Here is a 23,235-nt window from a genome sequence, read left to right as displayed (position 1 = left end):
CGGTGCTCGTCTGCGCCGGCGCGCTTGCGTACACTCCGCCCCTGATTCGACCGTGCAGCGCTGAAAAATCATGTCCGTCTTTACTACCGTCACGCCCGACGATCTGAGCGTTTTTCTGAAGCGCTATTCGATCGGCAGCCTTGTTGAGCTCAAGGGCATTGCCGCCGGCATTACCAATACCAATTACTTCGTCACGACCACACATGGCCGTTACGTGCTGACGCTGTTCGAGACGCTCAAGCATGACGAGCTGCCTTACTACGTCAATCTGCTCGCGCATCTGGCGCAGCACGGCATTGCCGTCGCCGCGCCGATTGCCAATCTCGATGATGCCAATGTCGATACGCTGAACGGCAAGCCGACGCTGCTGGTCAACTGCCTGCCCGGCGCGGTGATCGATCACCCGAACGCCGCGCAGTGCCGTCAGGTGGGCGAGATGCTGGCACAGATGCATCTGGCTGCGCGTCACTATGCCGGGCGGATGGCCAATCCGCGTGGCCCGAGCTGGTGGGCGCAGACCGCGGCCGAGGTCTATGGCTTCATGGGCGAGGCCGATGCTGCGCAACTGCAGGCCGAGATCGCGCTGCAGGCGCAGCACCGTTTTGATCACCTGCCCGCCGGGGTGATCCACGCCGACCTGTTTCGCGACAATGCCTTGATGGATGGCGATCGCGTCGGCGGCTTTATCGATTTCTACTACGCCTGCAACGATGTGCTGCTGTACGACGTGGCGATCACGCTGAACGACTGGTGTGTCGAAGAGAATGGCGATATCGACGCCGAACGTGCCCGTGCGCTGCTGACCGGCTACCAGAGTGTGCGGCCGTTCGAGCCAGCCGAAACCGACGCCTGGCCGCTGATGCTGCGCGCCGCGGCGATCCGCTTCTGGGTATCGCGGCTGTATGATTTCCATAAGCCCGCCGCCGGCGAAATGACCTTCGCCAAGGATCCGGCGCATTTCCAGCGCGTGCTTGGCCTGCACGCCGGGCGCAGCGATTTCTGGCTGTAAACACCGCCCCTGACCGACCGACATCGCCGGCCGATATCATCGATATCCCCGGCGATGTGCATTTGGAGACGACCATGTCGTTCATGACCGAACTCGCCGCCTTGCTCGACCCGGCCGGCATCCTCACCGGCGCGCAGATCGACGGCTATCTGCTCGACAACCGCCGTCGCTACCACGGCGCGGCGCTGGCGGTGGTGCGACCGCGTTCGACCGCGGAGGTCTCGGCGGTGATGCAGCTGGCGCATGCGCACCGCGTCCCGGTGGTGCCGCAGGGCGGCAACACCGGCAATTGCGGTGCGGCGACCCCGGACGACAGCGGCACGGCCATCGTGCTGTCGCTGGAGCGGATGAACCGCGTGCTGGCGGTCGATGCCGACAACAACACGATCACCGCCCAAGCCGGTGCCGTCGTCGCCGACGTGCAGGCCGCCGCGCGTGGTGCCGGGCGGCTGTTCGCGGCCGACTGGGGCGCGGTCGGCTCGGCGCGGATCGGCGGCGCGCTCGGGACCAATGCCGGCGGCGTCAATGTGCTGCACTACGGCAATATGCGCGAGCTGACCCTCGGCCTTGAAGTGGTGCTGGCCGACGGCACGATCTGGGACGGGCTGCGCGGACTGCGCAAGGACAATACCGGTTACGACCTCAAGCAACTGTTCATCGGCTCCGAAGGCACGCTCGGCGTGATCACCGCCGCGGTACTGAAACTGTCGCCGCAACTATCGGCACAGGCGACCGCCTTGGTCGCGCTGGCTACGCCCGAGGCGGCGGTGACCTTGCTGCGCGGCCTGCAGGATCAGGTCGGCGAGCGCGTGACCTCGTTCGAGCTGATCTCGCGCCGCTGCTGGGAACTGCTGGCCGAGCATTGCCCCGAACTGCCGCAACCGTTCGACGTATTGCCGCCGTGGGCGGTGCTGGTCGAGCTGTCGGACGGCGGCGAGGCGATGGCGCTGACCGAGCGGCTGGCCGAAGCGCTGTTCGCGCTGGGGCACGAGGATGTGTTGCTGGCGCAAAGCGTGACCGAGGCACGCGATTTCTGGCGACTGCGCGAGCACATCCCCGAATCGCAGCGCCGTCGCGGCGTGAGCATCAAGCACGATATCGCGGTGCCGGTGTCGCACATCCCGGCGTTCATGCGTGAGGCCGAAGCCGCGCTGGCTGCGGCCTATCCGGATCTCGATCTGGTCGCCTTCGGCCATGTCGGCGACGGCAACCTGCACTACAACGTCTTCCTCGGCGATCTCTCCAAAGGCGTGTACGAGCAGGAGCCGGCAGTAAACGCCATCGTCTACGAGATCGTCGCCAGGCATCAGGGCACGATCAGCGCCGAGCACGGCGTCGGCCAGCTCAAGCGCGATCAGCTGCCGCTGTACCGCAGCGAGATCGAACTGAGCCTGATGCGCACCATCAAGGCGGCGCTGGATCCGCAGGGGATCATGAATCCGGGCAAGGTGCTTTAGCGACGAAGGGAGATCTTGTCCGCACCTATCCAAGCCGGAATCGTTTTCAGTAGATGAGCGAGCCGATGCAGTTTGGCTCCGCCCGAAGCGCAGACACCGGAGTGGACATGGGGTCCACGAAGATGTCGAGCATCGGACGGGGGCAAAATGCGAAGGCGCAGCCGCCTAATGAATACGATTCTCAGCGGTTCTGCGTCGCCCATTGATACCAGCTCTCGAATGACTTCGGGTGGCGGGCGGCCACGGCGGAGCGGCTCCAGACGTCGCAGTGCCAGTAATCGCGGCGCTTGAGCGTGCCGAGTGAGCATCCGGCTTCCTCGGCGATCAGCGCGCCGGCGGCGTAGTCCCACAGCTTCTGGGCGCCGTGCAGCATCAGATCGAAACGCCCGGCGGCGAGGTAGCACCAGTCGACGGTGGCGGCGCCATAGTTGCGCTGGCTGGCGAACGGCGCGACGGTGACGATGCGTGTCGGCAGATGGCCGCCCAGATACTTGGGCTCGAGCGCGGCAACCGATTCGGCGATCCGCGTCGGTTCGGCCGGGGCTTCGAGCCGTTCGCCGTTGAGCCACGCGCCGTGGCCGCGCCGGGCGGTAAAGCACTCGTCGAGTACCGGCAGGTAGACGGCGCCCAGCTCGCTGCGGCCATGGCGCACCAGCGCGATCGATACCGAGAAAAAAGGCAGGCCGTGGGCAAAATTGGTGGTGCCGTCGATCGGGTCGACGACCCATAAACCGTCGGGATTGGCGGCGAACAGCGCCTTCTGTTCGGCCGCGCACATCTCCTCGCCGAGCACCGGATAGGGCGCGATCAGCGGCAGCTCGCGGGTCAAATAGGCCTGGCTGGCGAGGTCGGCCTCGGTCAGCAAGGTGCCGTCATGCTTGCGCTGGGCGACGACGTGCCTGAAGCGCGGCATGATTTCGGTGGCCGAGACGGCACGGGCGCAGTCGGCAATGCGGGCAAGCAGGTCGGAATCGGGCACGGCTGGCTCCATCGGTTGACTTCCAGTGTGCCTGCCTGCGGGGAGCGCGGGCAAGCGCGAATCCAAACAAAACAGCCCGCACGAGGCGGGCTGTTTCAGTTGCCGACCGGGGCGCTGGCCCCGATGCAAACCGGTGTCTTAGTACGGCCAGACCCAGTTCTTCACTTCCGGCAGGTCGTCGCCGTGCTCGGCAATGTACTGACCGTGCTCGACCAGCTTGTCGGCAAACTTCTGCCGTACATGCGCGCCGATCTTGGAGAGCTTCGGCACGCGGTCGATCACGTCGATCGCCAGGTTGTAACGGTCGAGCTGGTTGACCACCACCATGTCGAACGGCGTCGAGGTCGAACCCTCTTCCTTGTAGCCGCGGGCATGGATGTTGGCGTGACCGTTGCGACGGTAGCAGAGGCGATGGATCAGCCACGGGTAGCCGTGGAAGGCGAACATCACCGGCTTGTCGGCGGTAAAGACCGAATCGAACTCGCGGTTCGACAGACCGTGCGGGTGCTCTTCCTTCGGCTGCAGCGTCATCAGGTCGACGACGTTGACGAAGCGGATCTTCAGATCCGGGAAGTGCTGGCGCAGCAGGTCGGTCGCTGCAAGCGCTTCCATCGTTGGCACTTCACCGGCGCACGCCATCACTACGTCCGGCTCGCCGCCGTCGTCGTTCGACGCCCAGTCCCAGATACCCAGGCCCTTGGTGCAGTGCTTGATCGCCTGATCCATGGTCAGGTATTGCAGCGCAGGCTGTTTGCCGGCGACCACGACGTTCACATAGTGGCGCGAACGCAGGCAGTGATCGGTCACCGACAGCAGGGTGTTGGCATCAGGCGGCAGGTAGACACGGATGACTTCGGCACGCTTGTTGACGACGTGGTCGATGAAGCCCGGATCCTGGTGCGAGAAGCCGTTGTGATCCTGACGCCAGACGTGGCTGGTCAGCAGGTAGTTGAGCGACGGCAACGGCTTGCGCCAGTTGATGTGGCGGGTGGTCTTGAGCCACTTGGCGTGCTGGTTGAACATCGAATCCACAACGTGGATGAATGCTTCGTAGCAGCTGAAGAAGCCGTGGCGACCGGTCAGGTTGTAGCCTTCGAGCCAGCCCTGGCAGGTGTGCTCGGAGAGGATTTCCATCACGCGGCCGTCTTGCGACAGCGAGTCGTTGTGTTCGTCTTCCGGCAGGTAATCGGCGAACCAAGTCTTGCCGGTTTCCTCGAACACGTTGTTCCAGCGGTTCGACGCGGTTTCATCCGGGCCGACGATGCGGAAATTGCGCTGTTCTTCGTTTTCCTTCATCACGTCGCGCAGCAGCTTGCCCATTTCGCGGGTGGCTTCGGCGTTGACGGTGCCCGGCTTGTCGAACTTGACTTCGTAGTTGCGGAAGTCCGGCATGCGCAGGTCTTTGGAAGCCTGGCCGTGAACGACCGGGTTCGAGCCCATGCGGTGCTGTGCGGGCGGTGCGAGTTCGATCAGTTCGGCCTTGACGCTACCGTCGGTGTTGAACAGGGTTTCCGGTTCGTACGACTTGAGCCAGTTTTCCAGGTTGTGGACGTTTTCGGCGTCGATATCCGAGAACGGCACCTGGTGGCTGCGCCAGTAGTCTTCGACCTTCTTGCCCTTAATTTCCTTCGGACCGGTCCAGCCCTTCGGCGTACGCATCACGATCATCGGCCATTGCGGACGGGTGATCGGCTTGCCGGCGGCGATTTCGGCCTTGGCGGCTTCGCGGATCGCGTTCAGCTCGTCAAGGCAGGCATCCATCGTCGAGGCCATCTTCTGATGGATATCGTGGAAGGTCGCGTGCTTGTCGTTGAAGGTTTCGTGCTTCAGTTCAACGAAGTGCGGCTTGTAGCCATAGCCTTCGAACAGCTTGGTGATTTCGTCTTTCGACAAACGTGCCAGCACGGTCGGGTTGGCGATCTTGTAGCCGTTCAGGTGCAGAATCGGCAGCACGAAGCCGTCGTTGACCGGGTGCAGGTATTTGTTCGAGTGCCAGCTCGCGGCGAGCGGGCCGGTTTCGGCTTCGCCGTCGCCGACCACGGCGATGACGACTTGATCCGGATGGTCGAACGCGGCGCCAAAGGCGTGCGAGACCGAGTAACCGAGTTCACCGCCTTCGTGCATCGAACCCGGGGTTTCCGGGGCGACGTGCGACGGAATGCCGCGCGGGAAGGAGAACTGCTTGAAGAGACGCTGCATGCCGCCTTCGGTGCGGTCGATGCTCGGGTAGAACTCTTCGTAACTACCTTCCAGCCAGGTATTGGCGACCAGACCCGGGCCGCCATGGCCAGGACCGGTGATGTAGATCATGTTCAGCTCGCGCTCTTTGATGAGGCGGTTGGCGTGAACGTAGATGAAATTCAGGCCTGGCGTGGTGCCCCAGTGGCCCAGAAGACGCGGCTTGATGTGCTTGCGCTCCAGCGGCTCCTTCAGCAAAGGGTTATCGAGCAGATAGATCTGACCGACCGACAGGTAGTTTGCGGCCTGCCAGTAGCGATGCATCTTGTCGAGGAGGTCTTGGGAAAGCGGTTGTTGAGCCACGTGTTCACCTCAGTGCGGAAAGAAATGGAGCGTTGGCAGGAGAAGCGCCGATGCCAACGGTTGAAGCCAGTATATGCCCCCGGGCTGACAAGCTTATGACCGAGGTCAAAGCCGGACGCGGTATTTTGTTCCGAAACCGTACGCGCATCCGTGGGGGCGCTGGCTCAGCTTTAATCAACTGTCATGTAATGACTATTGGGGTTAACGATAAGTTCGGTGAAATATTGAAGGCAGTGAAAAATACCCGCCGGTTGGGCACCGGCGGGCAGCGTTCGTCAGTAATGGAAGAACAGCAGCGAGGTGATGGCAAAGCACGGCAACAGGATTACCACCGACCACGCCATGTAGCCGAAGAAGCTCGGCATTTTCACGCCGCGGTCTTCGGCGACGGCCTTGACCATGAAGTTCGGCGCGTTGCCGATGTAGGTCATCGCGCCCATGAACACCGCGCCGGCCGAGATCGCCAGCAAGGTCGACGCCATCGGCCCCATCATGTGCGCGGCGTCGCCGTGCGCCAGATTGAAGAACACCAGATAGGTCGGCGCGTTGTCGAGGAAGCTCGAGAGGATGCCGGTCATCCAGAAATACATCGAATCGATCGGCGCGCCGCTGCCGTCGCTGACCAGCCGGACCAGCGCACCCAGATGGCCGGCTTCGCCGGCGCGCAGAATGGCGATCGCCGGCGCCATCGCCAGAAAAATCCCGATGAACAGTTTGGCGACTTCGAGGATCGGCTCCCAGTTGAAGTCGTTGCCGGCGCGGACCTGCTTGGGCGTGAACTTCAGCGAGACCAGCGCGATCACGATCAGCGCCACATCGCGGGCGATGTCCTGCAGGCCGACTTCGGTGCCGAGCACATGGAAATCGATGCCCGGCTTCCACACGCCCGACATCACCACGGCGGCAACGACGGCGGCGATCAGCAGGAAGTTGAATTTGCCGAACAGCTTGATGCCTGAGTCCGGCGTCGGATCACGCGTCAGCACTTCATCCTCTTTCTTGTAGAAGTGGCTGTCGACGAAGTAGAACAGCACCAGCAGGATTGCCGCGTTCAGCGCCACCAGCGGCAGCATGTGCTCCAGCGTCCAGAAGAAGCTCACGCCTTTCAAAAAGCCGAGGAAGAGCGGCGGATCGCCGATCGGCGTCAGCCCGCCGCCGATATTGGCGACCAGGAAGATGAAGAACACCACCACATGGACGTTGTGCTTGCGGTTGTCGTTGGCCTTCAACAGCGGCCGGATCAGCAGCATCGCCGCGCCGGTGGTGCCCATGATCGACGCACACACGGTCCCCAGTGCCAGAATCGCGGTATTGACCTTGGGCGAGCCGTGCAGATTGCCCCAGACCAGAATCCCGCCCGACACCGTGTACAGCGCGAACAGCAGCAGGATAAAAGGGATGTACTCGTCGATCAGCGCATGCGCGATTACGCCACTGGCGGTGCCGATGCCAAAGGTCACGCCAAACGGAATCAGGAAGGCCAGCGCCCAGAAGGCCGAGATCTTGCCGAAATGCGCATGCCAGAAATGCGGCGCCAGCAGTGGAAAGAGTGCGATCGACAGCAGAATGCCGACAAAGGGCAGCGCCCAGGCGAGGCTGAGCTGGGCGCCGTCAAAGTCGGCGGCGTGTGCCAGCGCGGGTAGCATGGCAAGCAGCAGGGGGAGAAGTCGTTTCATGTCGTCCAATCGGTCGGTGCGGCGCGGCCGCGTTACTGGGCGTGCTTCTGGATGAATTCGATCTTGTAGCCGTCCGGATCTTCGACGAAGGCGATGACGGTTGTGCCATGCTTCATCGGACCCGGTTCGCGCACGACCTTGCCGCCCTTGGCGCGCACGGCCTCACAGGTGGCGAAGATGTCGTCGGTTTCGATCGCGATATGGCCGTAAGCATTGCCCAGCTCGTATTCCGCGGTATCCCAGTTGTGGGTCAGTTCGAGCACCGTGGTATCGGCTTCGCCGCCGTAACCGACGAAAGCGAGCGTGAAGCGGCCTTCCGGATAATCCTGGCGCCGCAGCAGCGTCATGCCGAGAACGTCGGTGTAGAAGGTCAGCGCGCGGTCAAGATTGCCGACGCGGAGCATGGTGTGAAGAAGGCGCACGGGAAGTTCTCCTGCCAGGAAAGGGGACTGCAAAAGTGTAGCCTGATGTGAGTATTGCCATACAGCGGCATATTGCCGCAGCATTTTCTCGGTGCCTGGCGCACTTCCTTGCAGTCATGGGGTTGACAGCGATGCTGGCTCTGATAAAATGCGCCTCTTGTTTTGGAAGGGTCGTTAGCTCAGTTGGTAGAGCAGCGGACTTTTAATCCGTAGGTCGCAGGTTCGAGTCCCGCACGACCCACCACTCCAAAACTTGACAAGCTGGCGATTGAATCTATATAGTTGCCGCTCTCGGGTTGTTAGCTCAGTTGGTAGAGCAGCGGACTCTTAATCCGTAGGTCGAGTGTTCGAGCCACTCACAGCCCACCAGTTTCACCAGAAAAGCCAGTCGCCTAGACTGGCTTTTTTGCGTTTGGTCACTTGGCGTGTCTTGCACAAGACATGTTGCCGGGGTGGCTGCGGAATAAGCCTCGCGACTGGAGCGACTTTAGAACAAGTCGTGCCGCCGGGGGCGTCGGGATCAGCAAATGGAAGTAGCACGACTGCGACAATGGGGTATCAGACTGGCCGGGCTGTTGGGGCCCTATGCCTTGTTGCTGGGGGCCCGGCTGTTGATCGATAGCGATTGGGCGCCGCCGAGACTGGTGTTCTCGCTCCTCGTTTACTTGGGCTTTGCGGCGTTGCTGAACCGCTGGGCTTCTGTGGGCATCGTGACCGGGCTGGAAGGTTTCCTGACTCACGCCAACTGGAGCAAGGAATCGCTCACCGGCGAAACGCTGGTGGCGCGCGATGTGCTTGAGGTGTCGCAAGGCGCCTCGCTCTCGAGTTACCTCGGCTGGGAAATGGCGGCCTTCGCCGCGCTCTTCGTCATTGCCTTGGCCATAGGCGTGTGGAAACGGCCCCGCTTCTCGTGGAAGCGACTCGCGCTCGGTTTGCTGTTGCCGGCGATGCTGGGCTTGCGCCTGGCCGATGCCGGGCCGGCGGGCAAGGCGGTCAACACCGTGCTGTCCGATGTGTTCAAAACGCACTATCTCTCGTACAACTTCAACGAAAATGCCAAGCAGAACGGTATCTTCGCGCATCTGTATTTCACCGCCGAAAGCATCAAGCTCCCCAAGCGCGGCCCGCATGACTTTTACGCCACCGCAGCGGCCAGCGTTGATCCGGCCCCCGCACTCGCGCCGGAGCCCGACGTTGCGCTGATTCTGTGCGAAGCCTGCTTCAGCACCGCCGATGACCGCTTTCGCACGCCCATCGCCAAACTGGCCGAGCGCGGCTTTACCCAGTCACGCGTGGTCAGCCCGGTTTACGGCGGCGGCACCTCGGAGGCGGAGTTCGAGCTGCTGGCCGGGTTGTCATCACAGGTGCTGCCGGGGGTCGATTACCAGAATTTCGGCCCCGATTACCGCGATGGTGCCGAATCGCTGATCTCGCATTTCAAGGCCGCCGGCTACCACACGGCCGGGATCCACAATTTCTACGGCTCGTTCTGGAAACGCGACACCGTGTACCGGCATTTCGGTTTCGACGAGCAGCATTTCATCGAAACCATGGACTGGCATACCCGCACCTGGCCATCGGACGCGCTGCTGTACCAACGCGCGCTCGATGTTTATGCCCATCTGCCGGCGAAGCAAAAGAGCTTCATGTTTCTGGTGACGGTGATGACTCACGGCGCCTACCGCAGCAGCGACGAGGGCGAAACCGATTACCGCAACCGCCTGGGCGCGGCGGTCGACGAGATGCAGCGTTTTGTCACCGCGCTGGAAAAACGCGCCAAGAAGCGCAAGCGCCCGGTCACGATCATTGTGGTCGGCGATCACAAACCGTCGCTGACTTCGGTCTTCGCGCGCAAGGGTATTTTCGATCGCAGCTATTTCCGCACGACCGGGACGAGCAACGGTGATTTCCGCTTCGCCTTCAAGCTCACGCCGGCGCAATACCGCGTTCGTGGCGAGGTGCCGGTATTCATCAAGGCGAGTGGCAAGAGTGCGGTGGACCCGGCGGCGATGGCGGCGCGCGTGGCCGAACGGCCGATGTTCTGCCTGTCGAGTGAAGTCGCACGACTGGCGAACGGCAAGGACCGCTTCTGGCCGACGCTGGCGGGGATCTGCGAGCGCGGCCCGGATGCGCTGTCCAGGCACGGCAAGGCCGAATGGCAGCAGGTTTTTCCGTTGCCGCTGTACGCCGAAAGGCTGTTCTGACTCAAGCAAAAAGCCCTCGGATGACGAGGGCTTTTTGTTGCGCTGCGGCGTTTCGGGCTCAGGCCAGCGTGGCGAGCTTTTCGATGCTGGGCGCAAAGAATGCACCGCCGCTGACCGCACGCGAGTAGTTGAGCAGATGATCGACACGGCCGTCGCTGGTCGGTGAAATCATCCGCGCCAGCATCTTCTCGAAGACCTGCGGCGTGTGGCAGTAGCTGGCGAAGTACAGGCCGCGTTCGCCGCCCGGCGTGCCGTAGGGCAGCGAGTGGCGCAGCATCGCCAGTTCCTCGCCATCTTCCTCGATCACCACCCGGCTGATATGTGCGGTCGCCGGCTTGTCGTCGTCGTCGAGTTCCTCGTCGGTTTCCTTGGTGCGACCGATCACCGCTTCCTGCTGCTTCACCGGCAGCTTGCGCCACGATTCGAGCCGGTGCACATAACGCTGGGTGTGGATATAGCTGCCGCCGGCCCATTCGCCCTCGGCGACCAACGCCACGGCCGGGCGTTCATCGCTGTCCGGATTTTCGGTGCCGTCGATAAAACCGGTCATGTCTCGCCCTTGGCTGCGACGAAAGCCGGCGATGTTTTCAACCGGCTCCAGCCAGTCAGCCAGCGCATGGACACAGGCGTCAGCCAGATCAAACAGCCGATCCAGATGTTCGCCGCGCAGGTGCAGCAACACGTCGGCATCGCTGACCGGGGCCGCATGCACCGCGCCGGGAATGCGTGGAAACGCGCGCAGCTCGCTTGGGCGCGTGCCCTCGAAAACATCGCCGAACGTCTCGGCGCCAATCGCGACAACGCCGAGGCAGTCTTGCGCGGCGAGCCGGGTCTGCAGCATGGCCAGGCATTCACGGCTTTTCGCATCGATGCGCCGGCCCAGACGGCGGCGCAGCAGGATGAAGACGGCGTGTGACGAGGCGAGCGGCAGGATGCCCGATTGCGGTGTGGTCATGCTTGTCCTTGTGCAAAATCCCAGATGGCGGGCAGCCATGTCGGGTAATTCTGAAATGCATGGTCGCCGCCTTCAATGACGCTTTGACGGCAACCGGCGTATTTATCGACGGCTTCACGGTAATCGAGGACCTCGTCGCCCGTTTGTGCCAGCAGCCAGTAGCGGCGCGGGTCGCTGATCTCGCGTTCCAGCGTGCGCAGCGCCGGTGCGAAACGTGCGTCGATGATGTGGTATTCGCCGGTCTGATAGTTGCGCTGCGGGCCGAGGTGCTGGTTGATCAATACATAGGGCTGGATCGCCGGGTTGACGAGGATGGCGCGGGCGCCGTATTCCTCGGCGGCCCAGGTGGCGAAGTAGCCGCCGAGCGAGCTGCCGATCAGGCAGAACGGCTCGCCGCGCAGCCGGGTGATCGTGGTTTCGATCGCCTCGCATGCCGCCTGCGGGTCCATCGGCAGTTGCGGGCAATGGAAGTAATCTGCCCGCTGCTGCTCGGCCATCCACACGGCGGTGTCCTGCGCCTTTTGTGAAAAAGGGCTGGAAAGAAAGCCGTGCAGATACACGAGGTGAATGGCGGGCATGGCGTCTCGCTAGGGCTGAAGCAGGGTGGAGCCGGTGGTTCGGCGGGCTTCGAGTTCGCGGTGTGCTTTGGCGGCATCGGCCAGGGCAAAGCGCTGGCCGATTTCGGCGACGACGTAGCCGCGTGCGATCGCGGTGAAGTAATCCTCGGCGGTATCGAGCAGCTCGTCGCGTGTCGCGGTGTAGTGGCCCAGTGTCGGCCGGGTCAAAAAGAGTGAGCCTTTCTGCGCCAAAAGGTTGGGCGAGAACGGCGGCACGGCGCCGGAGGCATTGCCGAAGCTGACCATCATGCCGCGTGGCGACAGGCTGTCGAGCGAACCATCGAAGGTGACCGCGCCAACGCCGTCGTACACCACCGGCACACCGGCGCCCAGGGTGATTTCGCGCACGCGCGCGGCGAAGTCATCAACCCGGTAGTCGATGACGTGATCGCACCATTGGCTCGCCAGCGCGCATTTCTCGGTGCCGCCGGCGGTGCCGATCACGATGGCGCCGAGCGCGCGCGCCCACTGACTGGCGATCTGGCCGACACCGCCGGCGGCGGCGTGGATCAGCACCGTCTGGCCGGCCTTGAGCGGGAAGGTGCGCTTGAGCAGATATTGCGCCGTCATGCCGCGCAGCAGCGTGCCGGCGGCGACGTCGTCGGAAATCGTATCCGGCACCGGCACCAGCCTGGCGGCCGGGACGATCCGGTGCTGCGCGTACGCGCCCGGCGTACCGCCGGCGTAGGCGACGCGATCGCCGGGGCGGAATTCCTTCACACCGTCGCCGACCGCCTCGACCACGCCGCAGGCTTCCTGACCGAGACCGGTCGGCATCGCCAGCGGATACAGGCCGCTGCGGTGATAGGTATCGATGAAATTGACACCGATCGCCGTCTGGCGGATCAGCACCTCACCGGCGGCGGGGGCGGCCAGCGTGATGGTTTCCAGCTGCAGCACATCGGGATCGCCGTGCTGATGGATGCGTATGGCTTGCGTATTCATATGTAGTCCTGAATGGCTGGTTACATTCTAGCGGGGTCGTGCTACGAACGGCCGGCAATAGTGCCGCAAGCATACGCCGGATTCGCTTGGCATATCAGCCTGCGCGCGATGCTTGGCAAGCCCGGTGCGCGCCGGGTTTGACCTTGATCAAGCGGGCTTGGCTTGATTAGGCAAGGCGGCGATCAACACAATATATTGTGTCCATACGGCGCTAATGCACCACATGTTGATAAATTGTTGATGAATAGTTGATAACTCTGATGACCCACACTCCCCAGTATGTGACCAAGCGCGACGGCCGCGTCGCGCCGTTTGCCGCCGATAAAATCGCCGCCGCGATCGCCGCGGCCGGCAAGGCCAGCGGCGAATTCGATACCGACTGGGCGCACGCGCTCGCGGTCACGGTACTCAACCACCTGGCCGCCGACACCACGCCGTCGATCGAGGCGATCCAGGACGCGGTCGAGGAAACGCTGCTCGCCGCCGGCCACCTGAAAACCGCGCGTGCCTATATCGCCTACCGCGAAGCGCATGCGCGTCTGCGTGCCGATACCCGCACCGTGGTCGACGTCGGCGCCAGCATCAACGAATACCTCGACCGCTCGGACTGGCGCGTCAATGCCAACGCCAACCAGGGCTACAGTCTTGGCGGGCTGATCCTCAATACCAGCGGCAAGGTGATCGCCAATTACTGGCTCAACCATGTGTATCCGCCCGAAATCGGCGCCGCGCACCGCTCGGGCGCGATCCATGTACATGATCTGGACATGCTCTCAGGTTATTGCGCCGGCTGGTCGCTGCGGCGCCTGCTGACCGAAGGCTTCAACGGCGTGCCGGGCAAGGTCGAGGCCACGCCGCCCAAGCACATGGGCAGCGCCGTCGGGCAGATCGTCAACTTCCTCGGCACGCTGCAGAACGAATGGGCCGGCGCGCAGGCGTTCTCGTCGTTCGATACCTATATGGCGGCGTTCATCCGCGTCGACGATCTGTCGTACGAGGAGGTCAAGCAGCACATCCAGGAGCTGATCTACAACCTGAACGTGCCGAGTCGTTGGGGCACGCAAACGCCGTTCACCAACCTGACCTTCGACTGGGTGTGCCCGGAGGATCTGAAAGAGCAGATCCCCTATATCGGCGGCGTCGAGATGCCGTTCGCCTACGGCGATCTGCAGGCCGAAATGGAGATGATCAACCGCGCCTATATCGAAGTGATGATGGCCGGCGACGCCAAGGGCCGTGCATTCACTTTCCCGATCCCGACCTACAACATCACGCCGGATTTCGACTGGGATCACCCGAACACCGAACTCTTGTTCGAGATGACCGCCAAGTACGGCCTGCCTTACTTCCAGAACTTCCTCAATTCCGAGCTGCAGCCGCATATGGTGCGCTCGATGTGCTGCCGCTTGCAGCTCGACCTGCGCGAGTTGCTGAAGCGCGGCAACGGCCTGTTCGGCAGCGCCGAGCAGACCGGCTCGCTTGGCGTGGTGACGATCAACTGCGCGCGGCTCGGCCATGAATTCCGCGGCGACGAGGCCGGCCTGTTCGCCCGCGTCGATACGCTGATGGATCTGGCCAAGACCTCGCTCGAACTCAAGCGCAAGGTGATCCAGCGGCTGATCGACAACGGCCTGTATCCGTACACCAAGCGTTATCTCGGCACGCTGCGCAACCACTTCAGTACCTTGGGCGTGAACGGCGTGAACGAGATGATCCGCAACTTCTCGGGCGACAAAATCGACATCACCGCACCCGAGGGCCATGCGCTGGCGGTGCGATTGCTCGATCACATCCGCGCGCGGATGACCGAGTTCCAGGAAGAAACCGGCCACCTGTACAACCTGGAAGCGACGCCGGCCGAAGGCACGACCTACCGCTTCGCCCGCGAAGACAAGAAGCGCTATCCGGAGATCATCCAGGCCGGCAGTGTGGATCAGCCTTACTACACCAACTCCAGCCAGTTGCCGGTCGGCTTTACCGATGATCCGTTCGAAGCGCTGTCGCGTCAGGACGAGCTGCAACGCAAGTACACCGGCGGCACCGTGCTGCATCTGTATATGAACGAAGCGGTATCGAGCAGCGCGGCGTGCAAGGCACTGGTGAAGAAATCGCTGTCGAGCTTCCGCCTGCCCTACCTGACGGTGACGCCGACGTTCTCGGTCTGCCCGACCCACGGCTACCTCGCCGGCCATCACCAGTTCTGCCCGAAGTGTGATGCCGAACTGATCGCCAAGAAAACCGCAGCCTGCTGCGACTGATGCACGGGCGGCCTCTCAAGGTCGCCGACCAGACCCCGAACCATTTTCAGGAGAAAAACATGACCGATCTTTCAATCCAGTCCCAACTGGCCACCGCCGAGGTGCAACTGCGCGATGAAGAGCGCACCCGCTGCGAAGTGTGGACGCGAGTGATGGGTTATCACCGCCCGGTGACCAGCTTCAACACCGGCAAGCAGGGCGAGTTCGCCGAGCGCACCTTCTTCAACGAGCCGGGCCGTGGCTGAGGCTGCCGCCCGCTTGATCGCATCGCGTGATCTGCCGAATCCGCCCCAAATCGGTGGATTCGTGCCGTTCTCCAGTTGCGATTACCCGGGCGAGCTGGCGTGCGTGGTGTTTCTGGCCGGCTGCCCGTGGCGTTGTCACTACTGCCACAACCCGCATTTGCAGGCGCGCCAGCAGGTCGCCGGCGTGCCGGTGTGGGCCGAAATCGTCACGTGGCTCGAGCAGCGTCGTGGCCTTCTGGATGCGGTGGTGTTCTGCGGCGGCGAGCCGCTGGCCGAGAAACACCTGCCGGCAATGCTGCGCGACGTGAAGGCGATGGGCTTCAAGGCCGCGCTGCATACCGGCGGCGCCTACCCGGCGCGGCTGGCGCATTGCCTGCCGTATGTGGACTGGGTGGGGTTTGATGTCAAAACCGGCTTTGCCGATTACCAGCAGGTGACGCTGGTGCAGCGTAGCGGCGATCCGGCACGGGCGTCGTTGCAGCAGGTGATCGATACCGGCGTGGCGTTCGAGTGCCGCACCACCATCCACCCGCAACTGCACGATGATGCGGCACTGCTGGCGCTGGCCGACACGCTGGCCGGGCTGGGCGTGCAGGATTACGCGCTGCAACGCTATCGCCCGCAAGGCTGCGAATCGGCGCTGCTGGGCAGCAACCCGCTGCCGGCCGGCTACCCGAGCGCCTCAACGTGCGCGGCGATCGCAGCGCGGTTTGCCAGCTTCACCGTTCGCAACGACTAAGCCGATAGGCCGCGATTCGCCGGACGTGCCTGCCGTATTGCCGCGGTGAGCCCGCCCGACAGGCGGGGTTTTCGGCTGGCATCCTGCCGATATGCAGCGTGAATGCTGCCAATCCACATGCCGGCGTCGCCGTCCTTGCGCTAGATCAACATTTTTTGCCGACCAAACGATCACACTTCAGCCTCGTATAAATCCACCGGTATACCAGCCGGGATAAATCGGTGCTGCAGCAGTCGGCCACAAGGCCGCGCGTACGGCGCCTACAAGGATACATCGGCATGCTTGCACATCATTTCGAACCACTGATTATCAAGGGCAAGAAACTCTTGCCCATCGTTCAAGGCGGTATGGGCGTTGGCGTTTCGGCGCACAAGCTCGCCAGCGCCGTGGCCAGCCAGGGCGGCGTCGGCACCATTGCCTCGGTCGATTTGCGTCACCACCATCCTGATCTGCTCGCTCAAAGCGAAGGCACGAAGGATCAGGCCACGCTGGATGCGCTGAACCTGATCGCACTCGATCGCGAAATCCGTCAGGCTCGCGATACCGCCCAGGGGCGCGGCATGATCGCCGTGAACGTGATGAAGGCCGTGGATGCCCATCCCCAGCATGTACGCCAGGCGTGCGAATCCGGCGCCGACGCGATCGTGATGGGCGCCGGCCTGCCGCTTGATCTGCCTGAAATGACCGCCGACTTCCCGAGTGTGGCGCTGATCCCGATTCTTTCCGATAGTCGCGGCATCAATATCGTCCTCAAACGCTGGATGAAGAAAGGCAAGCTGCCCGACGCCATCGTGATCGAACATCCGGCCCATGCCGGCGGCCACCTCGGCGCGGCGAGCATTGCCGGTGTCCACGATGAGAAGTTCGAATTCGAGCGCGTATTGGCCGAGACCCACGAGATTTTCGCCAAGCTGGAAATCGAGCCGATTCCGCTAATCGTCGCCGGTGGCATCAACAGCCACGCCAAGGTCGCGCACCTGCTCGGTTGCGGCGCCAACGCCGTGCAGCTGGGCACCGCCTTTGCGGTGACCGAAGAGGGCGACGCGCACATCAATTTCAAGAACGTGCTCGCCGGCGCGCAGAAAACCGACGTGGTCGAGTTCATGTCGGTCGCCGGCCTGCCGGCGCGCGCGGTCAACACCCCGTGGCTGGCCAAGTACCTGAAAATGGAAGCCAAGGCCCAGGCCAACGCCAAGGCCGATCCGCGCCGCTGCACCCAATCGCTGAACTGCCTGACCGTCTGCGGCTTCCGCGACGGCCTCGCCAAGATCGGCCAGTTCTGCATCGACCTGAAACTCGCCGCCGCCGTGCGTGGTGAAGTGAATCAGGGCCTGTTCTTCCGTGGCTCGGAAAACCTGCCCTTCGGCAGCGCCATCCGCCCAGTGAAGGAACTGATGGATTATCTGCTGACCGGGCACAAGCCGGCCGGCTTGGCGCTCTAAGCGCGGCGAGGCAACGCTCACCCATCACCAAGGCTATCGGCCGGCATGGGCTTGGCCGATAATCGGGTTCTCTTTTGAATGCCGAAGCCGTCATGACGATCCCACTTGATCTGACCTCGTTAGCCAGTGCGATCGACCGCCTGGCCGAAGCGCTGGATGCCATACACGCAGAACCGGAGAACCTGCTGTATCGCGATGCCACGATCCAGCGGTTTGAATTTACCTACGAAATCGCCCACAAAATGTTGCGGCGCTATCTGGCGCAGGCAGCGGCCAATCCCGAAGAAATCCACGAAATGGCCTTTGCCGATCTGATCCGGGCAGGCAATGCCCAAGGTCTGCTACAGGGGGATTGGCCGCGCTGGCGCGAATTTCGTCAGGCGCGTGGCACCACCAGCCATACCTACGATGAAGCCAAGGCCAAGCAGGTTCTGATACTGATACCGGATTTTCTGGCAGAAGCACGGGGCTTGTTGCTGGCTTTGCAAGCGCGAACCGTTGCTACGCCATGACCGTGCCAATCGGCCTCGACCTCAGCCCGGAACAGTGGCAAATCATTTATCGTATTCTTGCCCAACACCTGCCCGATCGGAAGGTCTGCGTATTCGGTTCACGCGTGCGCGGCACGGCACGGCCATTTTCTGATCTTGATCTGGCTATCATGGGCGACGAGGCATTGCCGTTATCGGCGCTCGCGACACTGAACGAAGCATTCACCGAATCGCCGCTACCGTTCAAGGTAGATCTGCTCGACTGGGCCGATGCCAGCCCGCGCTTTCGGGATAGCATTCGCGCCGATCTGCTTCCGATCACTGATGAGATACCAGGTGATTAAACATCATGCCCGCCACTGCGCTGCGCGCATGGCCGGCCAAGCTTGCCGCAAATGGTGAGGACAGGTGCCGCAGAACGTCACATCGGGACGGTGGAAAGCAAAAAGGGCAGCTCCGAGGAGCTGCCCTTTTCACTTCAAGTGGTGCCGGAGATAGGAGTCGAACCTACGACCTTCGCATTACGAATGCGCTGCTCTACCAACTGAGCTACACCGGCTAAAACCGAAACTTGTGTTGAATCCTGTCCGGACGGGCTAGTGCCCCACCGCGGAAAGCCTTGCTGCGCTTGGCTTTCGTACTGTTGCTACCTACGGCATCGCAACAGCAACCGGCCGGATTATACGGAAAACCCGCCACGACACCAAGGGCCGAACGCAGAAATGTGCGGATTGCCGGAAGCTGGCACAGCCCTTGCTTATGTAGTTGGCACGCGGCAAGTGGCTGCGTTGGCCACCGAGCCTACCCACTCAAAGATGTTGGAGATGAGCAAAATGAAAAAGATGCAACAGGGCTTCACCCTGATCGAACTGATGATCGTTGTGGCGATCATCGGTATTCTTGCCGCCGTGGCGATTCCGCAGTATCAGAACTATACGATCCGCGCCAAGATGTCGAACGCGGTTTCGGCTGCCGAGCCGCTGAAGCTGGCAATGTCCGAGGCTTTTCAGGCCGATGGCACATTTCCGGCTGATGCTACCGCACTGACCGATAAGGGCACGACCTTTGCTGCGACCAACGAAGTCAGCGCTGCAACGATTACGGGTTCTGCTACGGAAGGTAAAATCGAATTGACCCTGAAAGCGTTGGGTACTGGCGTGGATGTGGGCGATAAAATTACCTTTATCGCGACTCCGGTTGAAGGCGAATCCAGTATTAAGTGGGTGGCCTCTACGGATTCAACAAACAAAGCTGCAGTCGAATATGTGAAAAAGATGAGTGCAGGTTCGGGTTCGGCTTCCGCCTCTGCGTCGTAACTTAATTTTTCTGTTAAAAGCCCTCCTGTTCAAGGAGGGCTTTTTCGTATTCTGGAGGGTGGCTTGGGGTCGATCACCGCTTCCCGGTATGCCGGCATCGTTGTGGCTGCCGTATTTGCCGTTGCCAACGTGGCGACATATTTGGCTTCTGATGCAACATCTAGCGAATTCCCACTATGGGCGCTCTCACTGTTTGTATTCCTGTTTTTTATTTCTGTGCTTGGCCGCTGGAAATACCTTGTGTGGGCTTTGGCGCCAGCACTATTACTTGCACCATTTGAGTTCCTCTACATCTGGCTATACCAAAAGCCAAGCTCGCCACATCTGTATGGAATTCTGGCCGAGAGCAATTTGGCGGAAACCATAGAGTTTTTGTCCCCTTTGGGCGGGTTCTTGGGCTTGGTCATCTGCATATGTTGGGTGTTCGGGGTGATCTGGTTATGTCGATGGGCGAGAGCATGGCCTGCTGTGAGCAAGAAGATGCGACTGATCTTGCTGCTGCTCAGCACCAGTGCGTTAGGCGGTGTGGCATTGGCGCATGAAGCAACCATGTTCCCCAAAAATTCCGATGCGGCTTCAGATGCACTGTCTGAAAAAACATCGAATGATGTGTTCTTGGATCTTAAAAGCACGTTCTTTCCCGGTATCTATATGAGGCTATTGAGCTACTTGGATGAGCGGAGAAACATGTTGCATGTGATTCACGAAAAATCTGGATTCAAATTCAATCCAAAATACATCGGCCCAGAAAAACAGATTGTTGTACTTATTATTGGTGAGTCAAGCCGGAAAGATAGGTGGTCTTTATATGGTTACCAACGAGCGACCAATCCGGAACTGGCCAAGATCAGGAATTTGGTGGCTCTTCGCGATATGGTCACGCCGTGGGATTCGACGAGAATGTCGGTTCCAGTAATGATTTCACGGAAGCCGCCATTGTCCTCGGCGATGGTGTTCCCGGAGAAGAGTCTCGTTTCGCTGTTTGAAGAAGCCGGATTCTACACGTACTGGGTGTCCAATCAACAAACGTATGGCCGCTATGACTCTCCCATTACGCAATTCGCCAGTGAGGCTAATGAACGCTTCTACCTGAATCCGGCCGAGTACAGTGGCCCAGGTAGCATGGATGGTGTGTTGGCCGGAAAGTTAGAAGAAATATTGAAACGAAATCAACAGCGCATCTTTGTCGTTCTTCATATGCTGGGTAGTCATTGGAATTATAAGCACCGCTATCCGGGCGAATACGATATCTTCCGACCCTCTCTCAACGATGTTGGCGATGTTGCGCTTCAAAGCGCTTCTTCCCGCCAAGAGGTCAGTAATAGTTACGACAACACAATTGTATACACTGATCGAGTGTTATCGGATGTCGCGAAATTACTGTCATCCCAGAAAAATCCAGCAGTTTTCTGGTATACGTCGGATCATGGCGAGGATTTACAGCAGGTGGATTGCAAGTTGCGTGGACATGGGAATTCGACACGTAGTAGCTTGGAGGTTCCCTCCGTTGTTTACTACAATCAGGCTTTTTTTGATATCAATCAGTCCAGTATTCAGATCTTATTGAAGAATGCAGACAAAAAAATATCGACTCAAGCTGTTTTTTATGGGTTTCCTTGGCTGGTAGGAGTTCGTGCTGCAGCTCTTGGTGGTGATAAAGCATTATCCAGCGCTAGTTTTGAAGAGGAAAAACGAATGGTCAATGGACAACGAAAATTATCGTATGACGATGTTGTGCAAAAATCGCGGTGCCAACCCATTTAGATATTCAAATCAGGACGAAAATGAACATGCTAGGTGCCAGAATTCCGATTCCAGTTATATCTGCATTCATGCTGTCAGGGATGTCAGGTCTCATTTATCAAATTTGTTGGCAACGACTATTATTTACCAATTTTGGTGTCGATGTTCATTCAGTTACTATTTTGGTGTCTGCATTCATGGCGGGGCTAGGGCTTGGTGGATGGGCCGGAGGTCGAATTGCTGATAAGGCTGGCCGCAGGGGCTTGCACATATTCGTTGGCGTTGAACTAATGCTGTGTTTACTTGGATTAGTCAGTCATCGCGCTATCCTTTGGCTTGGTGAAGTCACTCCCGCCGAGAACATATGGTTGCCAGGGCTGGCTAATTTTATTTTGCTGCTGCCGCCTACATTTCTTATGGGGATGACATTGCCGTTGTTAACAACCTATTTCTCCAAAGACAAGAGTCAGGTAGGTTCTGCAATTGGTGGTCTTTACACCGTCAATACAATCGGTGCTGCGGTAGGCGTTGTCTTTGCCGGGTTTGTCGCGTTCAATTTCATGACAATTGCCGATGTAATCCGAGTGGCTGCTCTGGGTAACTTCATTGTTGCGCTTGGAATGGTGGTTTACCTTCGTAGGGAGAAGGTGTGATGCCTGTATTTCTTGCCTTCTGGAGTGGCTTCGCCAGCCTGAGTCTGGAAATTGTTTGGTCCAAACTTGTTGGATTCAGGTTGTTCTCGTTACCGCAAGCATTCAGTATTGTCTTGCTATCTTATCTGATTGGCATTGCTGCAGGTTCCTGGGTTGGAAGAAAGCTCTGCTCAGGCAATTCCAATCTGATGCAAGTGTCGGCAAAATTTCTGGTTGTAGCTGGTGTCATTGATATGTTGACACCTTTTTTTTACCCGATCTCGATCGAGTTATGGCCAGTGCTGCCAACGACAATGGCGTTGATATTCATCGGAGCGATGCTTAAGGGGGTTGTCTTTCCGATTGCTCATCACCTAGGGAGTATGAACGCTGAGAAATCAAATTTGGGGCAATCTATCTCTAACGTATATTTTGCAAATGTCCTAGGTGCAACGTTTGGCCCCGTTTTCGTGGGTTTCTTCTTGTTGGATTTTGTGGGGCTACAAAAAGCATTCGTGCTGCTTGGTGGAAGCCTGATCTTGTTAGGAGTTTATATTTTTTATCGGCAGAGGGCATATGTGAATTCCATCGGTGCTTGTGCTGCTCTGCTCGTGCTTCTTTTCTTGGGTGGGGTTTCTCCGTCGGTATTGCTGCTATCGCTAATCAGAAATGATCATGGTGCAGAGGAATCGCTGGTTCATCTCATCGAGAATCGTTACGGAATTATATATACGCTTGGAAATACTAATGCTGGAGATGTTATCTACGGTGGTAATGTGTACGATGGCAGAATCAATACAGATGTTGTTCTGAATAGCAATAAAATTGACCGTGCATATGTTAGCTATCTCTTGCGGCCAGAAGTGAGCAAGGTGCTCGTTATCGGTTTGAGCGGTGGGGCATGGGTAGAGGCTATTCGCCACTTTCCGGCGGTCAAGAAAGTCGATGTCGTCGAACTCAACCCGGGCTATGTTGATCTAATTAAAAGGTACCCATCGGTAGCTGGATTGCTTTTGGATGAAAAAGTGAACCTGCATATTGCCGATGGCAGGAAATGGCTCAATGCGTCGAGTGAGAAATATGATCTCATATTGATGAATACTACTTTCCATTGGAGAGCCTATTCTAGCAATTTATTGGGGGTGGGTTTTGCTGAAATTGCCAAGGCTCATTTAAAGGAGGGGGGGGGTGTTTGCGTTCAACAGCACGTGGTCGCCGGATTCAATCATGACCGCCTCCAGTACATTTAAAAATGCATTCCAGTATCGGAATTTCATTTATGCCAGTGACAGTTCACTGGAAGTGCCGACTTCTACGGATAGAATGGAGGCCCTTCTCGGAAGGATTGACTGGGCTACGAGCGGTAACTTCCGTGATAATGTTGATTATCCCAAGGCCCTCGCAAAGGTTATTTCAAGCGAGCCGATACTGAAGGCTATAGATGTCGAGCGAAAAACCGGGCGCCACTTGCATGTTATTACTGAAGAAAACATGCTGACGGAATTCAAGTACGGTAGATCCCTATTAAGCGTCAAATAGAAGAAACGGGCCGTTGGCCCGTTTT

The 23,235-nt window shown here is 59.7% G+C and carries 21 protein-coding genes and 3 tRNA genes; 16 read left to right on the top strand and 8 right to left on the bottom strand.

Features of this window, described 5'->3' with window-relative positions:
* The first annotated feature begins 70 nt into the window (after positions 1-70).
* Entirely contained in the window at positions 71-1,009 is a 939-nt protein-coding gene (locus JLC71_RS12745) for a homoserine kinase (protein ID WP_200915835.1), read from the top strand.
* A 74-nt stretch (positions 1,010-1,083) separates the two neighbouring features.
* A complete protein-coding gene (locus tag JLC71_RS12740; protein ID WP_200915834.1) occupies positions 1,084-2,466 on the top strand; it encodes an FAD-binding oxidoreductase in 1,383 nt (460 codons plus the stop codon).
* A gap of 181 nt (positions 2,467-2,647) precedes the next feature.
* On the opposite strand, the gene JLC71_RS12735 is transcribed toward JLC71_RS12740, so the two are convergent.
* The 4 genes from JLC71_RS12735 to gloA form a co-directional block, all read right to left on the bottom strand.
* Entirely contained in the window at positions 2,648-3,457 is an 810-nt protein-coding gene (locus tag JLC71_RS12735) for an inositol monophosphatase family protein (RefSeq protein WP_200915833.1), read from the bottom strand.
* Between the two features lie 126 nt (positions 3,458-3,583).
* Positions 3,584-5,986 carry a phosphoketolase family protein gene (locus tag JLC71_RS12730; protein WP_236250885.1) on the bottom strand — a complete coding sequence of 801 codons (2,403 nt, stop codon included), beginning with the start codon at positions 5,984-5,986 and terminating at the stop codon, positions 3,584-3,586.
* Positions 5,987-6,261: 275 nt separating this feature from the next.
* Positions 6,262-7,662 carry a sodium:proton antiporter gene (locus JLC71_RS12725; RefSeq protein WP_200915832.1) on the bottom strand — a complete coding sequence of 467 codons (1,401 nt, stop codon included), beginning with the start codon at positions 7,660-7,662 and terminating at the stop codon, positions 6,262-6,264.
* A 32-nt stretch (positions 7,663-7,694) separates the two neighbouring features.
* Positions 7,695-8,084 (bottom strand): lactoylglutathione lyase, encoded by a 390-nt coding sequence (gloA, locus tag JLC71_RS12720; RefSeq protein WP_200915831.1) that lies wholly within the window; start codon positions 8,082-8,084, stop codon positions 7,695-7,697.
* Positions 8,085-8,252: 168 nt separating this feature from the next.
* Between gloA and JLC71_RS12715 the strand changes: the two genes are divergently transcribed.
* The 3 genes from JLC71_RS12715 (at position 8,253) to JLC71_RS12705 (ending at position 10,288) form a co-directional block, all read left to right on the top strand.
* Positions 8,253-8,328: transfer RNA gene (locus tag JLC71_RS12715), tRNA-Lys, on the top strand.
* Between the two features lie 49 nt (positions 8,329-8,377).
* Positions 8,378-8,453 (top strand) — tRNA-Lys (locus JLC71_RS12710).
* A 158-nt stretch (positions 8,454-8,611) separates the two neighbouring features.
* A complete protein-coding gene (locus JLC71_RS12705) occupies positions 8,612-10,288 on the top strand; it encodes an LTA synthase family protein (RefSeq protein ID WP_200915830.1) in 1,677 nt (558 codons plus the stop codon).
* A gap of 58 nt (positions 10,289-10,346) precedes the next feature.
* Here JLC71_RS12705 and JLC71_RS12700 read toward each other — a convergent pair whose 3' ends face one another.
* Genes JLC71_RS12700 through JLC71_RS12690 form a run of 3 tightly spaced genes read right to left on the bottom strand, consistent with a single transcriptional unit; the run spans position 10,347 to position 12,805 of the window.
* Positions 10,347-11,243: a Dyp-type peroxidase gene (locus JLC71_RS12700; RefSeq protein WP_200915829.1), complete on the bottom strand. Its 897-nt coding sequence runs from the start codon at positions 11,241-11,243 to the stop codon at positions 10,347-10,349.
* Entirely contained in the window at positions 11,240-11,821 is a 582-nt protein-coding gene (locus JLC71_RS12695; protein ID WP_200915828.1) for a YqiA/YcfP family alpha/beta fold hydrolase, read from the bottom strand. The genes JLC71_RS12700 and JLC71_RS12695 overlap by 4 nt, the downstream gene beginning before the upstream one ends.
* A 9-nt stretch (positions 11,822-11,830) precedes the next feature.
* Positions 11,831-12,805, bottom strand: coding sequence for a quinone oxidoreductase family protein (locus JLC71_RS12690; protein WP_200915827.1), 975 nt, complete (start codon positions 12,803-12,805; stop codon positions 11,831-11,833).
* A 260-nt stretch (positions 12,806-13,065) separates the two neighbouring features.
* On the opposite strand from JLC71_RS12690, the gene JLC71_RS12685 reads away from it, so the two are divergent.
* From JLC71_RS12685 to JLC71_RS12660, 6 genes are all read left to right on the top strand, one after another.
* Positions 13,066-15,063 (top strand): ribonucleoside triphosphate reductase, encoded by a 1,998-nt coding sequence (locus JLC71_RS12685; RefSeq protein ID WP_200915826.1) that lies wholly within the window; start codon positions 13,066-13,068, stop codon positions 15,061-15,063.
* Positions 15,064-15,122: 59 nt separating this feature from the next.
* Positions 15,123-15,308 carry an anaerobic ribonucleoside-triphosphate reductase gene (gene nrdD, locus JLC71_RS12680; RefSeq protein ID WP_200915825.1) on the top strand — a complete coding sequence of 62 codons (186 nt, stop codon included), beginning with the start codon at positions 15,123-15,125 and terminating at the stop codon, positions 15,306-15,308.
* Positions 15,301-16,047 (top strand): anaerobic ribonucleoside-triphosphate reductase activating protein, encoded by a 747-nt coding sequence (locus tag JLC71_RS12675; RefSeq protein ID WP_236250884.1) that lies wholly within the window; start codon positions 15,301-15,303, stop codon positions 16,045-16,047. Before nrdD ends, JLC71_RS12675 begins: the two co-directional genes overlap by 8 nt.
* A 278-nt stretch (positions 16,048-16,325) precedes the next feature.
* Positions 16,326-17,489, top strand: coding sequence for an NAD(P)H-dependent flavin oxidoreductase (locus JLC71_RS12670; RefSeq protein WP_200915824.1), 1,164 nt, complete (start codon positions 16,326-16,328; stop codon positions 17,487-17,489).
* A gap of 92 nt (positions 17,490-17,581) precedes the next feature.
* Positions 17,582-18,001, top strand: a complete 420-nt coding sequence (locus tag JLC71_RS12665; RefSeq protein ID WP_200915823.1) for an HI0074 family nucleotidyltransferase substrate-binding subunit — start codon at positions 17,582-17,584, stop codon at positions 17,999-18,001.
* Positions 17,998-18,324, top strand: a complete 327-nt coding sequence (locus tag JLC71_RS12660) for a nucleotidyltransferase family protein (protein WP_200915822.1) — start codon at positions 17,998-18,000, stop codon at positions 18,322-18,324. The genes JLC71_RS12665 and JLC71_RS12660 overlap by 4 nt, the downstream gene beginning before the upstream one ends.
* Before the next feature lie 139 nt (positions 18,325-18,463).
* On the opposite strand, the gene JLC71_RS12655 is transcribed toward JLC71_RS12660, so the two are convergent.
* Positions 18,464-18,539, bottom strand: a tRNA-Thr gene (locus JLC71_RS12655).
* Between the two features lie 274 nt (positions 18,540-18,813).
* Between JLC71_RS12655 and JLC71_RS12650 the strand changes: the two genes are divergently transcribed.
* The 5 genes from JLC71_RS12650 to JLC71_RS12630 all read left to right on the top strand — a co-directional run bounded on the left by JLC71_RS12650 (position 18,814) and on the right by JLC71_RS12630 (position 23,210).
* Positions 18,814-19,296: a pilin gene (locus JLC71_RS12650; RefSeq protein WP_200918357.1), complete on the top strand. Its 483-nt coding sequence runs from the start codon at positions 18,814-18,816 to the stop codon at positions 19,294-19,296.
* A gap of 63 nt (positions 19,297-19,359) precedes the next feature.
* On the top strand, positions 19,360-21,060 hold the full coding sequence (locus JLC71_RS12645) for a phosphoethanolamine transferase (RefSeq protein WP_200915821.1): 1,701 nt from the start codon (positions 19,360-19,362) through the stop codon (positions 21,058-21,060).
* Between the two features lie 20 nt (positions 21,061-21,080).
* Positions 21,081-21,692 (top strand): fused MFS/spermidine synthase, encoded by a 612-nt coding sequence (locus tag JLC71_RS12640; RefSeq protein WP_200915820.1) that lies wholly within the window; start codon positions 21,081-21,083, stop codon positions 21,690-21,692.
* Positions 21,692-22,921, top strand: a complete 1,230-nt coding sequence (locus tag JLC71_RS12635; RefSeq protein WP_200915819.1) for a spermine/spermidine synthase domain-containing protein — start codon at positions 21,692-21,694, stop codon at positions 22,919-22,921. Before JLC71_RS12640 ends, JLC71_RS12635 begins: the two co-directional genes overlap by 1 nt.
* The gene (locus tag JLC71_RS12630; protein ID WP_200915818.1) at positions 22,899-23,210 is read left to right on the top strand and encodes a hypothetical protein; all 312 of its coding nucleotides are present in this window, start codon (positions 22,899-22,901) and stop codon (positions 23,208-23,210) included. Before JLC71_RS12635 ends, JLC71_RS12630 begins: the two co-directional genes overlap by 23 nt.
* Positions 23,211-23,235: the final 25 nt, after the last annotated feature.

Origin of the sequence: Jeongeupia sp. HS-3 (assembly GCF_015140455.1) — a bacterium.
Lineage (GTDB): Bacteria > Pseudomonadota > Gammaproteobacteria > Burkholderiales > Chitinibacteraceae > Jeongeupia.
The sequence above is the reverse complement of the archived record's forward strand: the minus strand, read 5'-3'. Positions and strand labels throughout refer to the sequence as shown.

What these genes read in the sequence shown, in the direction of transcription:
- JLC71_RS12745 (WP_200915835.1), top strand. Translation starts at nt 71, where the DNA reads ATGTCCGTCTTTACTACCGTCACGCCCGACGATCTGAGCGTTTTTCTG.
- JLC71_RS12740 (WP_200915834.1), top strand. Translation starts at nt 1,084, where the DNA reads ATGTCGTTCATGACCGAACTCGCCGCCTTGCTCGACCCGGCCGGCATC.
- JLC71_RS12735 (WP_200915833.1), bottom strand. Translation starts at nt 3,457, where the DNA reads ATGGAGCCAGCCGTGCCCGATTCCGACCTGCTTGCCCGCATTGCCGAC.
- JLC71_RS12725 (WP_200915832.1), bottom strand. Translation starts at nt 7,662, where the DNA reads ATGAAACGACTTCTCCCCCTGCTGCTTGCCATGCTACCCGCGCTGGCA.
- JLC71_RS12705 (WP_200915830.1), top strand. Translation starts at nt 8,612, where the DNA reads ATGGAAGTAGCACGACTGCGACAATGGGGTATCAGACTGGCCGGGCTG.
- JLC71_RS12700 (WP_200915829.1), bottom strand. Translation starts at nt 11,243, where the DNA reads ATGACCACACCGCAATCGGGCATCCTGCCGCTCGCCTCGTCACACGCC.
- JLC71_RS12695 (WP_200915828.1), bottom strand. Translation starts at nt 11,821, where the DNA reads ATGCCCGCCATTCACCTCGTGTATCTGCACGGCTTTCTTTCCAGCCCT.
- JLC71_RS12690 (WP_200915827.1), bottom strand. Translation starts at nt 12,805, where the DNA reads ATGAATACGCAAGCCATACGCATCCATCAGCACGGCGATCCCGATGTG.
- JLC71_RS12685 (WP_200915826.1), top strand. Translation starts at nt 13,066, where the DNA reads ATGACCCACACTCCCCAGTATGTGACCAAGCGCGACGGCCGCGTCGCG.
- nrdD (WP_200915825.1), top strand. Translation starts at nt 15,123, where the DNA reads ATGACCGATCTTTCAATCCAGTCCCAACTGGCCACCGCCGAGGTGCAA.
- JLC71_RS12670 (WP_200915824.1), top strand. Translation starts at nt 16,326, where the DNA reads ATGCTTGCACATCATTTCGAACCACTGATTATCAAGGGCAAGAAACTC.
- JLC71_RS12665 (WP_200915823.1), top strand. Translation starts at nt 17,582, where the DNA reads ATGACGATCCCACTTGATCTGACCTCGTTAGCCAGTGCGATCGACCGC.
- JLC71_RS12660 (WP_200915822.1), top strand. Translation starts at nt 17,998, where the DNA reads ATGACCGTGCCAATCGGCCTCGACCTCAGCCCGGAACAGTGGCAAATC.
- JLC71_RS12650 (WP_200918357.1), top strand. Translation starts at nt 18,814, where the DNA reads ATGAAAAAGATGCAACAGGGCTTCACCCTGATCGAACTGATGATCGTT.
- JLC71_RS12640 (WP_200915820.1), top strand. Translation starts at nt 21,081, where the DNA reads ATGAACATGCTAGGTGCCAGAATTCCGATTCCAGTTATATCTGCATTC.
- JLC71_RS12635 (WP_200915819.1), top strand. Translation starts at nt 21,692, where the DNA reads ATGCCTGTATTTCTTGCCTTCTGGAGTGGCTTCGCCAGCCTGAGTCTG.
- JLC71_RS12630 (WP_200915818.1), top strand. Translation starts at nt 22,899, where the DNA reads ATGACCGCCTCCAGTACATTTAAAAATGCATTCCAGTATCGGAATTTC.